The organism is Jeotgalibacillus sp. R-1-5s-1 (genome assembly GCF_004405105.1).
Lineage (GTDB): Bacteria > Bacillota > Bacilli > Bacillales > Jeotgalibacillaceae > Jeotgalibacillus.
In genome coordinates, this window is sequence record NZ_SORW01000023.1 from 91,364 (window position 1) to 105,906 (window position 14,543).

At 36.3% G+C, this 14,543-nt stretch carries 14 protein-coding genes; 11 read left to right on the plus strand and 3 right to left on the minus strand.

The annotated features are described in order from the left end of the window. The first annotated feature begins 3 nt into the window (after nt 1-3). The 4 genes from E2491_RS10165 to E2491_RS10180 all read left to right on the plus strand — a co-directional run bounded on the left by E2491_RS10165 (nt 4) and on the right by E2491_RS10180 (nt 5,607). Nucleotides 4-1,503 carry a hypothetical protein gene (locus E2491_RS10165; RefSeq protein ID WP_134375534.1) on the plus strand — a complete coding sequence of 500 codons (1,500 nt, stop codon included), beginning with the start codon at nt 4-6 and terminating at the stop codon, nt 1,501-1,503. After that, nucleotides 1,500-2,774 carry a DEAD/DEAH box helicase family protein gene (locus E2491_RS10170; RefSeq protein WP_134375535.1) on the plus strand — a complete coding sequence of 425 codons (1,275 nt, stop codon included), beginning with the start codon at nt 1,500-1,502 and terminating at the stop codon, nt 2,772-2,774. Before E2491_RS10165 ends, E2491_RS10170 begins: the two co-directional genes overlap by 4 nt. Nucleotides 2,775-2,965: 191 nt before the next feature. Next, complete coding sequence (locus E2491_RS10175) at nt 2,966-4,336, plus strand: coiled-coil domain-containing protein (protein ID WP_134375536.1); 1,371 nt, start codon at nt 2,966-2,968, stop codon at nt 4,334-4,336. A 506-nt stretch (nt 4,337-4,842) separates the two neighbouring features. Next, nucleotides 4,843-5,607, plus strand: coding sequence for a transposase (locus tag E2491_RS10180; protein WP_134375537.1), 765 nt, complete (start codon nt 4,843-4,845; stop codon nt 5,605-5,607). 165 nt (nt 5,608-5,772) lie between these two features. Here the strand turns inward: E2491_RS10180 and E2491_RS10185 are convergent, their stop codons facing one another. Continuing rightward, on the minus strand, nt 5,773-6,570 hold the full coding sequence (locus E2491_RS10185; protein ID WP_166805846.1) for a DUF4309 domain-containing protein: 798 nt from the start codon (nt 6,568-6,570) through the stop codon (nt 5,773-5,775). 371 nt (nt 6,571-6,941) lie between these two features. On the opposite strand from E2491_RS10185, the gene E2491_RS10190 reads away from it, so the two are divergent. Further along, on the plus strand, nt 6,942-7,976 hold the full coding sequence (locus E2491_RS10190) for a hypothetical protein (RefSeq protein WP_134375539.1): 1,035 nt from the start codon (nt 6,942-6,944) through the stop codon (nt 7,974-7,976). A 301-nt stretch (nt 7,977-8,277) separates the two neighbouring features. Next, the gene (locus E2491_RS10195; protein ID WP_134375540.1) at nt 8,278-8,667 is read left to right on the plus strand and encodes a hypothetical protein; all 390 of its coding nucleotides are present in this window, start codon (nt 8,278-8,280) and stop codon (nt 8,665-8,667) included. A 233-nt stretch (nt 8,668-8,900) separates the two neighbouring features. On the opposite strand, the gene E2491_RS10200 is transcribed toward E2491_RS10195, so the two are convergent. Both E2491_RS10200 and E2491_RS17615 read right to left on the minus strand, forming a co-directional pair. After that, nucleotides 8,901-9,452, minus strand: a complete 552-nt coding sequence (locus E2491_RS10200) for a DUF4352 domain-containing protein (RefSeq protein WP_134375541.1) — start codon at nt 9,450-9,452, stop codon at nt 8,901-8,903. Nucleotides 9,453-9,784: 332 nt separating this feature from the next. Further along, nucleotides 9,785-11,095, minus strand: a complete 1,311-nt coding sequence (locus tag E2491_RS17615) for a hypothetical protein (RefSeq protein ID WP_208528066.1) — start codon at nt 11,093-11,095, stop codon at nt 9,785-9,787. Nucleotides 11,096-11,553: 458 nt separating this feature from the next. On the opposite strand from E2491_RS17615, the gene E2491_RS10210 reads away from it, so the two are divergent. The 5 genes from E2491_RS10210 (at nt 11,554) to E2491_RS17640 (ending at nt 14,356) form a co-directional block, all read left to right on the plus strand. After that, entirely contained in the window at nt 11,554-12,654 is a 1,101-nt protein-coding gene (locus E2491_RS10210) for a hypothetical protein (RefSeq protein ID WP_134375542.1), read from the plus strand. Between the two features lie 341 nt (nt 12,655-12,995). Next, nucleotides 12,996-13,640 carry a hypothetical protein gene (locus E2491_RS10215; protein WP_134375543.1) on the plus strand — a complete coding sequence of 215 codons (645 nt, stop codon included), beginning with the start codon at nt 12,996-12,998 and terminating at the stop codon, nt 13,638-13,640. Nucleotides 13,641-13,806: 166 nt separating this feature from the next. Next, nucleotides 13,807-13,950, plus strand: coding sequence for a hypothetical protein (locus E2491_RS17635; protein ID WP_244093931.1), 144 nt, complete (start codon nt 13,807-13,809; stop codon nt 13,948-13,950). Nucleotides 13,951-14,007: 57 nt separating this feature from the next. After that, the gene (locus tag E2491_RS17735) at nt 14,008-14,139 is read left to right on the plus strand and encodes a hypothetical protein (RefSeq protein WP_256369353.1); all 132 of its coding nucleotides are present in this window, start codon (nt 14,008-14,010) and stop codon (nt 14,137-14,139) included. Then, the gene (locus tag E2491_RS17640) at nt 14,123-14,356 is read left to right on the plus strand and encodes an acetamidase/formamidase family protein (RefSeq protein ID WP_244093932.1); all 234 of its coding nucleotides are present in this window, start codon (nt 14,123-14,125) and stop codon (nt 14,354-14,356) included. Before E2491_RS17735 ends, E2491_RS17640 begins: the two co-directional genes overlap by 17 nt. The last annotated feature ends 187 nt before the right edge of the window (nt 14,357-14,543 follow it).

Sequence of the window (14,543 nt, forward strand, 5' to 3'; positions counted from 1 at the left end):
CAGATGGATATTGCTATCCTTATCGTGCTTAGTATTATTTCAATTTCTTTTTACACATTCCAAAGAAAAACCAATGAGAAAAACAACCAGCTTTACCGAGAGTTAGAGGAAAAGCTGAATTCGATTTCAAACAGTACACAGCAAGCATTTGCAAATTCTCAGGGCTATTTAGAAGAACAAGCCGATTTAGCATCTAGGGAACGCTCAGTTCAAAAGCAACAAATGTCTGAAATGGAAAAACGATTCCTGCTAGATCATGCTCGTGGGTTGAGACATTTATTAGAGAAGATTGAGACTTCCTCAAACGAGATAAAAGATCAATTTAGTCAGGAACTTAATAACCACAAAATAGAGTTCAGTCAACAATTAGATGAGGTGAAGGATATAAAGAATGATCTTCAAACGTTTGTGGAAAAAGAAATGGCTGTATCTGATGAAAAATTCTTTAGTCTAATTAAAGAAAGCACAGCAACGTTACAGAGGCAGGGAGATCAGAATTATAAAAGTGCGATCTCACATGCTGAAGAGTACACTGCAAAGATTTTCTCCTCTAATGAAGGCTTAACCAAGAATTACATGGATCAGCTCGAAAAATTGCAACGCGACTTAACGAATGAATTTCTAGTGCTTTCTGAAGATGTAGCAAGTCGAATTAAGAAACATGCAAATCATACAAATCTTTCTGAAGTACCATTTGAACAGAGGCAGAGTGGTTCTGCTGAAGAAATGTGGATTGCTGAAATAGAGAAAAAAGAAAATGAGACTCATGCCCTGAAACTGCTTGAATCGGCACTGATTCAATTACCAGGTAGCCGCCCGATTTTTAAAATGTTCTATGATCGTATGTTAAAAAAGATAAGGGAACAGAAGTCTGCAGAACAGAAGCTTTTTCTGGAGAGGCTTATGAAATTTACTCATGATCATCTTACATGGAGTCATCCGCAATCATGGCAAGATGCATTTAAGGATTATAAAACATTAAACGGACTCCGGTTACAGTATGCGGAGCGGTCGAGAACGCTTTTTCTAAAAGACTTTAATGAGAAATTCAGTGAATTGGAATTCTTGTTAAGATCACACGAAAACAATGACGTTTTGCAGTTACAGATGCAACAAATCGATCAAAATATCCAGCATAGCTTATTAAAACATTACCCTGATGAACAAAAGCGCTATGAAGATCTGGCGTCGAGGTTAATGGAAAAGCTTGCTTCAGTAAGTGATCCGAAGCGCATCACGTATAATAAATGGGCGATTAAAAAGCTAAGCGATATTCATTCTGAATTCAATGCACTAAGCGAAAGTGCACGTTCAGCAGATCACCACGTAAAGACCTTCTCTAAAAGCATGGCTGAAATTGACACCGCAATTCTTACAACTGAAGCACAGATATATTACCAAAGCATTTACCATGAAATTTTCAAAGTTGCAGCAGCGTCTTTTAAGCCACGGATGACAGAGATTGTTCTCGAAGCCAAAAAAGAATCGCTAGGTGCAGTATGAATCATTACCGGTACCGCAGAAACCGTGACATGTATACAGCAGGAAGCTCAGCGGTCGCAGCTACCTATGTAATAGATGAGTATTTTGTAAAACCCGGTGACGAACAATTTGCAGCTTATGAGGAGGACCTAGAAAAATCTTATGAAGCAGCACTGCAAAATCAGGCAGCGGGTGAGGATGTCAGAATGGAATATGCCAGATCCCAAGGTGTTGAAAATGCCTGGGAAATGAACAGTTTCTGGGCGTCTGAAGAAACGAACGCCCCTGATGAAGTATTTCAATATGTGAGTGACTCTGGTGAGGTTGTTTATTTTACAGATGAAGAACAGGCTTTAATGAGAGACTGGGAGTCTGGAGGTCCGGCACCAATTGATGGGATCGAAGGTCATCATTTGCAGACTATTAAAGAAAATCCGAACAATCCCGAGCTTGCGGCTGACTCTGATAACATTATGTTTGCGATAAGTGAAGGTCATCGTACACACCTGCATAGTGGGGATACTCAGAATCCAACTGATCCAGAGTATATGAATGCAGCGCTAACAAACGATCAGAAATACGCAATGACCCTTGAACATAATGAAGATATTTTGACACTCAGCATATTTGAAGAAGCAGGTGCTACCATTGCTTCTTCAGTCTTGGTAAGCATGACTATTTCCCAGATCATCAGAATGAACAGGTTGAAAAATGACCCGAGACCCTGGTCCATGAAAAAAAGGGAGCTCACATCAGGCATTCTTCCTGATCTAGGACGTGTAGGGATGATATCTGCTAGTGTATGGATGGCTCATGAAGCAGTCTCATCCATATCAGGTATATTTCTTGCTGAAACTTCCAGTGCGTTTTTGATTGATATACTTGCGATTAACGCATCATTTTTTGCAGTAAGTTTGATCCTTGCGGCAAAAGACTATTGGACAATCCGTCATCAGTCTGGCCTATCAGAAGAAGCAATAAATCAATTTAAAGCAAAAATGATGATAGCCACCGCAGAACTAATTAGTTTCACAGCACTAGGCGTCGCATTCGAATTTGGCCTTGGCATGCTTGGCGACCTTGCAGTAGATGCACTAATACCAGATCCAACAGGCGTTATAATCGCAGCAAGAATGATCTGGTCGGGTGTAAAAATATACAATAAACACCAGGCAAACAAAGTTAATATAGAAGCTTATTATGCATGTAACATGAAGAGATTTTCTTATCTGAGAAGTCAGGCAGATTTGTCTTTGGAGGCAGGGGATGAAACAGCGGGACGTGTATTCTGAATCATTCGGAAATCGGAAGGTCATGAAGTTTATTTTTGCAGACAGAATCTTTTTTGGTTTTTTCCGAGTTGGTAGTATAGTCATTTGAAGATGAAGAATGAAAAGAAGAAAATTTCCTTATATCATTTCGTCTATCAAATGATTCAAAATAACTGTCTACAAAATGAACACTAAAAGAAGAAGGTGAGAAGATGGACTCAACACAGCAAGGAAAACAATTTGTCAGAGATATTATAAAAAAGGCACACGTCAAGCTCTCTGATTTTTTAAATTACACTGATTTCCATTTAACGAGAGCACAGCAGCTGCTTGTTGCTTCAAAAAATGAACTTCAAAAGTATCTTGAGGACAGAAATAAATTGATAAATGAGATTGATCAGAAGGAATACGAAATTGATCAGCTGAGAAATAAAATGAACCAGTTAACCGGAAGTAATATGGACGAACTTTTTTCCTTGCAAAAACAAATCAATGATAAAATGAAGCTTTTGTCCCAATCAGAAAAGAAGCTTCGTCAAACAGAAAAGAAGCTCTCCCAGTTTGAGTATCAATCCCGACAAATCGAAAAAGAAAAAGTACGAGCTATTGAAGAGAGAAATCAAATCAAACATGAATTTGATGAGCTAAATAAGAATTTAACCAGCTTGAAAAAAGATATTCTCCTAAAAGAGGAAGAAATAAAAGAGTTACAAGATCATCAGGCTAATTCACAGGATATTCAAAAGGCTGAAAAGCTCCTGACCGATTTATTAGAAGAAAAACATATAGCAGAATCCGTATTGGAAACAGTTCAGTCCAATTTAAAAGATAAAATGCTGGAAGTCAGTAGTTTAACTACTAAACTAAATGAATTGAATGAAAAAATTAAATTGAAAGAACAAGAGGTCATTGTTCAGCTCGAGGAAATTCGTCAGCTCGAAGATAAAATTGAAAATCAGGACAAAGAACGGCACTTCCTTGAGAAACAATATGATGAGAGCATCCTGGAGCTGTCTCTTTATAAGGAAGATTATGAAAGAATGTCAATTGAGTTGAACAACATGAAAGAAAGGTCGGTTCTCAATGACGAAGAATTGAAAAATGCTATAAACGAGAAAAATTTAGAGATTGAAAACCTCAATGCCATCCTGGAAAACACTCAGGATAAACTCAATGCTGCTGAATCAATAAGATTAGACCTGACAGATCAGGAAAAAGAAATTATAAAAGTACTGCAGATTGAATACGAACCACGTTTCAGGTCACTCTACAGTCAATCTGATTTCCAACATGAATTCCTGAATGACTTCTATGTGCTAAACCCCTCAGATCGCCTAAAAGTTGAAGCTTGCATTGTAAACCTGAACTACAATTTTCAACAAAACAGCCATAAAGTTAGACCTAACCCAGTAAAAGCTGGGAACAAAAATATCTGGGAATACCCGTTTGCTGATACAGGCAGGATTTACTTTTTGCGTGAAAATGATCGCGTTCTGTTTTACAGAATTAGCAGAACTAAAAACGGCAAAGGAAGGTTGGATCAGAAGAGGGTTATTTCATGGCTGAAGGAGAAAGCTAATTAATTGATGGGGACGAATATTTCGAATGATTCGCCTGTCGAAATTATTCTGAAAACTTGAAGTGGATTTCATATTACTGGGCTTCTGTTCTTAACATATATGACAGAAGCTTTTTCACATGGTTAACGCCTCACATCTGTCCCTTTGATTCATTGTTACGGTTTATCGTATGTGGTAAATTTAAGTTACTTCAAAGATCCTCTGCATTTTTCTCCGCCGAAATTTCTTTTCTCACTGAAGGCATTTGTGACTCATTTTATAGAAATTATTGAGCATGAACGGTAGTAGAAAATCAACTTAAAAGGCCTTTCCCCTGACGTAAGGTTGATTGAATAATCTAAAACCTCTCCCTCTTAGATGTAGTAGCTGCAAAACAACCTCCATAACGAAATTAATAAGCTGCGAAACAAGCTGATCAAAATGGCAAGAACCATCTCTGATTTTTTGTTTTCATTAGTCTGAGAATGATTCCCTAATTTGACAATATCTAAAATAAAGGAGTGATCTTGATGCCCCGACATAAACGGGCAATCAGCAGGACAGATTTTTATCATGTCATCATCCGCGGTGCGAACAGGCAGGAAATTTTTCATGATGAAAATGACAGAACCGAATTTTTGAGTATTATCAAACGTAAGAAGAGTGACCATCCTCTTGAAATTTTCGCCTACTGCATGATGGGAAACCATGTTCATTTTCTGTTCAAATGCCCACTGGATCAGCTTTCCCTTTTTATGAAACGAGTGAGTATTAGTTATGTTAAGTACTATCATGGCAAATATCAAACATGTGGACACCTGCTCCAGAACCGATTTATTAGTGAAGGGGTTGAAACGCGAGAGTATTTGTTGAAGGTGATGCGGTATATTCACCAGAACCCTGTAAAAGCGGGAATGGTAAGGACTCCTGAAGAATGGAAATGGAGCAGTTGCAGTACTTATTACGACCAAAGTAGAAAAAATATATTAATAAATACCACGTTTATCTTAAGTTTCTTTAACTGTAATCTTTCCTTATTTAAAATATATAATGAGGAAAGTTCAGAACAGGAAGAGTGCAGATCTGCCTTTCCAAAGCCACGAAAATTCACTGATCATGAAGCTCGTCAGCTGATTGCTGAACAAATTGGCGAAAAAATGATCCCCCTGATCAAAACCTACCCAAAAGAACAACGGGACCCCATCCTCCGGAAAATCAAACAAATTCCCAATCTCACCATCCGTCAGGCAGCGAGACTGCTTGGAATATCTCCCAATTTAATCACCAGAGCATGAAAAGAATCCGGGGAAAAAATCAGTCAAAGATGAAAATAAACATGTGCTGGTCACCGAAAAAAGGTGATCAGCACATGTTTTTGAATAGCTTGTTAAAATAAGATAAAAAATATACTTCGGATGTGGAATGATTCAAAATATACGTCCCCACGAATCACCCGCAAATCACCGCGTCCGCTTATCAACAACCGCAATAAATCTCAGGCTTTTTCCTTCTTTGTCATCATAATGGAACCATAGCTGATAGTTGCCGATTTGGTAATTCAGGTGGTAGATTCCGTCTTTTTCGCTGATTCCGTCGTTGTAAAGGCCTGTTGTTCCGATTCGCTGTTTAATTTGAGCAGGTGTAATTACATAGTCTGGGTGGAACTCATATTGAATAGAGACTAGATCACCCGATTCACCGTTTCTAAAGTAGTTAGTTGAATAATTGAATTTTCCGTAGTCAAAGCCGTATGAGCCGAATGGGTTATATCCCTGTGACACAGGCTTACCAAACATTTCTCTCATGTCATACATGGTAGATGTATTCACATCCAGAGGTGTTCTTGGTAATTTACCTTTTTCAATCAATGTACGAAGCCCCGATGAAATGATGCTGTCATCAATCACCAGCTCAAGCTGACGTTTCTTTGCAGATGATGGCGTTTCATAAGTTGTCGCGGTAGTATTATGTAGATAATAACCACCACCCACCGCTAAATACTGATAATTCCCTGATCCGCTAAATCCGTAAATGCGATACTTGTTACCAGCCGTTCTAAGAAGATTCGTTTTCTTCAAGCTGCCATTCTCCATCTTAAAAAGCACAGCATCCTTCACAAGCGTTACGCGCCCAATCTGACCATCCACAAGCGTCGAATCATCCCACTTCACAAACAACCTCGAATCCGCAGCCTCCGTCGTACTCGAAATCGAAAAAAACACCAACAAAGCCATCAACATACCAACCAACTTCTTCACAACCACATTCCCCCTAAATAAAATTGACTTACAAAACATTAGACGCACAAACAATGGAAAAGTTACTAAAATGTTACGTTAATATTTCAAATATAACACATTTTGAAATAATTCATCCAGTGTTTGGTGGATGGTTTTTGGGGACGTATATTTTGAATCATTCGATAAACTAAGATGTTTCACATTTGTAGGAAGTGAGAAGGTCTTTTCTAGTTGTCTGTAAGCAACTATGCATATCAAAAAATATTTAATGGTTATATTCGTTATTATAGTAAAATAATACTATATTAAGTCGATATATTTGGTAGAATAAAAGTGACAATATAATCATGAATTTGATAAAAAATGAAAAAAGCGAAGGGGTTGTGAATGTGGTTACAAATATTAATGATATGGAGATTGTCAGGTTAAAGGAAGAAAATGAAATCCTTAAAAGAAAAATCAAAAAGTATAGGAAGGATTCGATCGGCAGAGCGGAAGCAGCCCAAGCTTTAGAAATGCTTATTCCTGAGCTGACGAAGACTGATCAATATGAAGTTCTCTTCGAATTAGATTGTCCTTTATTAAATTTTTCTCAATTTCTAAAACTGATCACAGCCCTGATGAAATTAAAAAGAACAGACTTAATCGATTTTCACAGTCAATATTACATAGAAGAAAAAAACCTGAAACTTGAAGATGAAATTGAAATGATTGAAGGTGAGCTAAACAGATTTATAAAAGAAATTTTAGCGGGTAAGCTCTCCGCTGAGTACCGTGCCACTTTAGGGTTGAAAGTTCTCTCATACAAAAGTAAAAATGACGTAAATCTTCTATTAAATAATGAACTTATTAAAAACCTGGATAAATTGATGACCCTAACGCTGGATGCCTCTACTGACAAAAGCTTATTAATGTTGCTCGAGCACCTGAATAACAGTAAAAATACGAAGCTGAAAAATCAGTATGCAGAAACACTTTTCATGCACTGGCCTCTTATTAATAAACGGTTTACAAATGAGAGTATCGCATCATGGAAAAACGCTGCAAAAGCCTCCGGACATCTGGCTTTACAAAACAGAGTGAAGGCAATGGAGGAATTTTTTGATGCAGAGCCCGGCTCAGAGGAGAAAAAAAGACTGGCTAATATTCATGAGCTTGGATTTATAGTGGCTAAAGAAGAACCAAAATACCAGGAATTTAGCGAACTAAGAAAGATGGGTTATCAAATAACGGGAAAAACAGATCAACAAAGAAGAGCTGTGTTGGATAAAGCAGTAAAGTCCATTCCTTTATCAAACATTAAATCACACATTAACTGGTTACTTGAAAGATCGTACAAAAATCACGGACAAAGAGGTGATTACAGCCGAGCCATTAATGCTTATGAGATAGATTTGGAGTATTTGAGGAGGAGATATGGATGAACTGACATTCTTGAAATAGGTTTTGGACTTTTTTGTTAATCGAATAAGGCTACGGGTTTTATTTACACATAACTTAATCATATGAATAGGGTCGTTTGTAGAAAAGAGTTTGATCATTCGGTATTAAGTTATTATTTTAGATGTCAAATTTTTAATCCAAGTAAAGACACTTTTTTAAAAGTAATTATTATCTTTTGAGGAGATGTAAAAAATGAAAAAAATAATTAACGTTTTTTTAAAAGCATTATAGCCAAAGATTAAAGAATTATTAATTAAATATGGTGATGAAATTATTGAATTCATGATACAAACTATAAAGAGTCAATTTAAAAAGAGACAAGATCAAAAAAGAGAAAAAGATGAACAAGACCTTTATGAAAAAAATAAACAATATCAAAATTCAACAAATGAAGACCATAAACAAGATCTATGGAATGAGATTCAAGAATTAAAAAAAGAAATAAAAATAAAAGAAAAAATGGTGGATGACTTAAATACAATGCTGGATTCTGTTAAAAATGAAGTAAGCAAAGATATTAAGGAAAGAACACGTAAATTAAAACTAAAAGACCTTCAAAAAAATAAAAGTAAGGAAAACCTAGAAGATTTTCTTAATCAACTACCTGACAATATATTAAGATTGCCGGGGCCGGAAGAAGAAAATAAACAAAAACATGATTCAGTGAGTTGATGTAAAGGTGATTCGTAGGGACGCACATTACGAATCATCCCAAAACAAAAAATCCTGCCGGTTATTTTCGCCGACAGGGTCTTTTTTGGTTATTTGATAGTAGTTATGTTGATTCGTTCGAAGCACAATAAATTGAATAATAGTGGAAGAGTTCCCTTTTCATTTATTTTAAGCAAAAAGGGTAGACTCTTTTCGACTACCGATGATTCAAAATAACTGTCCCAAATTACTAATTACTGAACTGCGATATCCCACTTAACTTCTACATCATCCCAAGAGAAGAATGGTGTATAAATCAATTCATAGTTAGTGCCTTCCGGAACGTCAAAGTATAATTTTCCGGTTGCTTTTTTTCCTGCGTTTAAATCGCTGCTGATGGACATTTCGTCATAACCGTAATATTCATTAAGCTGATTTCCATCAGCGTCGTATAATGAAAAGTCTGTGGAGTCTACAAATGCACTTTCAGTGTTTGTGTTTTCTACAGCAAGTTCCATTGTTAAAACTTTACCATTTGCTGCTTCTGAATACTCAGCTGGTTCAGTAAAGGTTGCACTCGTAATCGTTACATTTACTCCATCGACTGAAACTGTGTCGCCAACGCTAAAAAATTCTGGTGCTGCTTCTTCAGCAGGTTCTGTTTCTTCAGTTGTAGCCGCTTCTTCGGTAACTTCTCCTTCAGCTGCAGCTGTTTCCGTTTCTACCTTTTCTACAGTTGTTTCACTGCATGCGGCCATTAATAAAACAACCATTAATACAGCTATTAATGAAAAATAATTCTTCATTGCGTAATTCCTCCTAAAAATAATATCGGTATAACTTTACTATATAATATTACACTTATGTAATATTATCGTTCGACAATTTACGACATAAAATAGTGTTTTAATCTATGTAAACGCTTGATAATTGATAATTTTAAATTATTTAATATTTTTTTGAGATAATTTTTGGGAGTGTCGAATCTTATTATGTGAAAACTGAAAGATCCTGTCTACTTATATAGCAGACAGGATCTTTCGGTAGAATTTTGTTACAGCTTGTTTGAAAATTTGGAACCAAATGAATTTAAAAGAGGGGAAATCCTTATTCTATTTACTAATAACAAAAGTTATCGTCATTTTAAATCATAACGATAAACTTTATTATCATCTAAAGTGTAGCTAATCGTATATAAAGAACCTTTATTAAAGCCTAAAAATTCTTGCCCTTTTTTGAGCTCATGCACAATTTCTGCTTCGCCTTTTTCATTCAGTTTAAAAATCGTGTAATTCTTCCAGTTGAAATAATAAAGTTGATTTTCATACTCGTGTATCACATTTAGTAAAGGATTCACATTTAAGGAATATAATAGCTTGCCCTCATAATTATAAATTTTTGTAGGGGCAGGTTTCTCAAACGATGTGAATTCAGTGACTACAATATACTTTTCATGTAGATCTACGAATGCTTGTTCTTTAAAAGAAATGCCTGGAATTTTACTTTCTTCTAGCGTCTTTAGATCAACTCTAATTACACTATCATGAGCGAGGTAGTAAAAGAAGTTGTCATCTGCCTGTAAAACAAATGGTCCTCCGCCTGACAATTTAATTTTATTTGAAAGTAATTCTTTATTTTGTCCCTTAAGGTTATATTTAAATAATGATACTTGATAATAACCCTGTGAATCTTGGCCGATTTCAAGAGTGAATAAATTTTTATTGTTAATTGTGAAATACTCGATTTCTCCAACATCAATTCTTTCCGACGGTTCATTTATAGAATGGATAAACAAATTGTAATGGTCATTAGGACCGTTAGCACTTGCACTGTATATATATTTATCATTTTTGACAGTTGTAAAAGGAATACTGGAATGATACAGCTCTGGATGTGCTTTTATCAGTCGGAAAGTATTCGCATTTGGATCTAGTACATACCATGTAGAGTAATTACGCCTCCCGTGGTATATAAGTGTTTCCGACCCATTCATTATTTCATTACTCGTTAACTCTCTTAACTCTATACTTTCATCTTTTATAACTGGTTCTTGAGGAGTGGGTTTCGGTTCAAGTAAGTGCGGATTATGTACACACATCGCTGCTGTTAATTTTGCTCTACTAGGTGTCTCATACTTTACCTTATTATCACGATCTACGAAGAATCCGCCCCCAACGCTTAACATGCCGGGTTTAAACGCATAAATTCTATAACCTTCACCAGCCTTGAGTGTTTTTGAAAATACTTTTTTCTCTCCATCCAATTTAAATAATGGAGTATCATTTACGATTGAAAGTCTTCCAATTTGACCTCCCTTTAACTCAACGCCATCCCACCACACCTTCTTAACACCTTTGTACTTCTCGCAAACTTCTGCCCCACTAACATGTACAGACAATAAAACTGAAAGCAACATCAAAACAAACAACGATTTAAACACCTTCATCATTCAACAACCTCCGCTTCGTTATTAAGTAAAATAGAATTACTACTTTTATCATAGTCTAATAGTTGATTTAAGTATACAAAATTATGTATAAATAACTATTTATTGGTATGTTTTATGTGGTTTATGGGGACGTATATTTTGAATCATTGGAAACACGAAAGATCCTGTCAGCTAAAGCAGACAGGGTCTTTTCTGTTTTAGTAGTTAATTTTATTGGCTAAACAAAAACAAGTTGAATAATAGAAGAATTTCCATTCATTTAATTTTGGTGAAAAGGAAAGGCTTTTTCGTATACCGAATGATTCAAAATATACGTCCCCAACAATCGAAAAATATTTCAAAAATGTTGTAACTATTACAAAATTGTTACGTCTAACTTACCGAGACGTCTTGATAGCAATTATTTATATTTAAGGTTTTATTTAGAAAATTAATGGAATTTCAGGAGGAATTATTTTATGAAGAAGTATGTATTATTAATGACAGCAGCACTTGCATTGGCAGCTTGCTCGGATGACCAGGCGCAACCAAAGGAAAAAAAGGTTGTGGAGGCCGCAGAGGTAGAAGAAGTGAAAGAGAATAATAAAGCTGCTGGATCAGTTGAAAATACAAATAATACAGAAGAAACGAATATCGACGTTTCTGAGGAAGTTGAAAATACGGTGGGTAATGAAGCGCCACTGGAATGGCATGCTGAATGGACAAATGATCAAACGATCGTAATCGAAGAATTAGTCGATTTTAATCAGGATGGTACGGATGAAATGGTTATTGGTACTGCTACGCACCTCCTTGTTGGCGCTCAGACAGGAAATGAGTGGGAAGCGGTTTATGTTGAAGAAGCAGAGGTTACGGGATTCAGTGGTGTTATGGAAAATGAATCTGTTGGACAAATGGCAGCTGTGACGACGGTATATGAAGGTAAACAGGAAGCTGGAGCAGACACACTCAGACTGCTTCGATATACAGAAAATGATGGTGAATTTGGTATTATCGAAGCTTACCGATTTGAAGGTATTGATGCGGCTCTGAAAAATGCGGATTTCCAGGTTACAACTAATACCCTTGATATCATTATGGAAGATCCGAATGCCGGTCACAGGAGTTATTTGCTTGAAGGAGAACAATTGGTGAACATGGACTACGATCTTAATTTATTTGATGGTGAACCACTCACAAATGACCCGGCTTTTCAGGCACTCTTCCCTGAATTTTTCTCAACAGGTATTGTCATGGGGGATTCAATTGACACTGTGATCCAAAAAGCAGGTGAAGGTCAAAAAGGAGGCTTCTATGGTAGCTCAGCATTACATTACGATGGATTTACCGTCCTATACCGTGATGACACACGCGTAGTCCAAAACCTACTGTTAACAGGGAATGGCGAACTAACAGTAGAGGACTTGAGAAAAGCAACAGGAAAAGAAATGGAAATCTATCATTACGAAACTGGAATATCAGGAACAGTCTACCACACACCACTCTACTTCGATCAAATTGCCTATAGTATAGAATATTTTGATATGGATGGTGAGTTGACATACGTTTATGTTAAGTGATGCGTGGGGACGTATATTTTGAATCATTGGAAACACGAAAGATCCTGTCAGCTAAAGCAGACAGGGTCTTTCGTGTTTTATTTTACTGAGTATGTAATTAATTCTTAATGAAAAGCATAATGGAAGTTAAAAGGTTTCTATTTTCTTTTTGATTATCGAATGATTCAGAACAACTGTCCTCACGTGTCACATGGTCATAGTCAACGTAATATTAAATGAGAATTTTTTCTTATTTTCTATTTCTAAAATGATACAAAAGTTTTATAATCGTCTTATAACATTAATTTGAATAGGAGGAAAGTTTTGATTGAATCTTTAAAATTGAATGGAGGAATAGTTACATGGAAAATGTTGCATTAGAAAAAGAATCATTGATTGAAAACATTAAGTTCACACACAATAATTTGATCATAATTGAGAAAAATGAACAGACATACGAACAAATGTTCAAAAAACCTCTCAAAGTAAATAATTTTATTCATGCAGTTATTATCATACTTACCTTCTTGCCATTTGTAATATCTGTTGAAGCGATTCTCATTTTTTTATTGGATTTATTTACGTTTAATACTAGTAGAGGGAATAGCAATTCATTTATAGAACTATTTGGTTTTTTTATAGCAGTAGGTTTATACTTTTACGGATACAGGTTGATGTGGAGGCTTATAAATAAATTAGTGACATTACCAAATGTTACGAATGCTTCAAAATTAAATGCTTTGCAAGAAGAGATCAATCAGCTTGAAAAGATAGTTGACGAACAATCATTAGTACCACACAAATTTAGAACTTCATTTTGCACTATAAGGCTACATGGATATTTAACAGATTTAGAAGCCGACACCCTTAAAGAAGCCTTAAACCTTTTAAAAAGTGAAATCATGCATATAGAAAGAATGGAAAGTGATGCTGAAACTCAGCGTTTGCAACGCATAGCAAATAATGAATTGGATAGTATTAATTTGAAAATGAGAATGAAAGATTAGTAATTGTTGAAACTTGATACGTGGGGACGCATATTTTGAATCATTCACAAAACGAAAGATCTTGCCGGTTACTGTTTTCGGCAGGATCTTTTTTCTAAAAATGATATTCAGAACTCTCAAAAAGCTAATATTTTCCTGGGAAATACTTTTCAATGGAGTGGTTTACATGGTGAAACATTTAGCGAGAGAGCATTTCGTTTATAAAATGGATAAAGGCAATGCGCAGGTGCTGACTGTTCAGTCCGGTGATCAGGCTGAGGTTGTTACGTATGACTGTTTTGAGAATCAAGTAAAGTCGGTGATGACTTAATTTAGCGCGATTGACTGGGATAAGGTGAATCCGGCGACGTGTCCGGGGCTTGGTGTGATGGGGCATCGATTAGAGGAGTTTCAGGTGAAGATCATTCCGATTCAGGATGAAAAAGCGGTTTTCAATAACCGGATGGCATTGCCATTGAACCAAATGATTGGGTGTTATTGGGGTGGCGCTGGAAAATGAAGGCGTTTCATGCGGGACGCCGGGTGCAAAAGGTGGAAATATGGATACGAAGGAAGTAACCACTAGTGCGACTCTCTATTTCCAGGTCTTCCATGAAGGTGCGCTCTTGTCACTTGGCGATCTGCACGCTGCAATGGGTGACGGTGAGATCAGCTTCCGAACTGACCATGCTGATGAGCGCAGTCGGCGAGATTCTTTGTGCCGCGATATGTGCTGAAGGCTCATGGTATAAAGGCGTTTAGGTAGAGAGAACAAGGTAACGGTTCTTCTTTCTCATGAAAAAGAAGAGCGATCCCCTTGCGCACTCAATAAAAATTGAGAAAAATACGTAGTCTAATCTAAATCATCTTATTTGGGAGGAATTATTAATGGATCGCACTTATATGACTTTTTTACATGTAGGT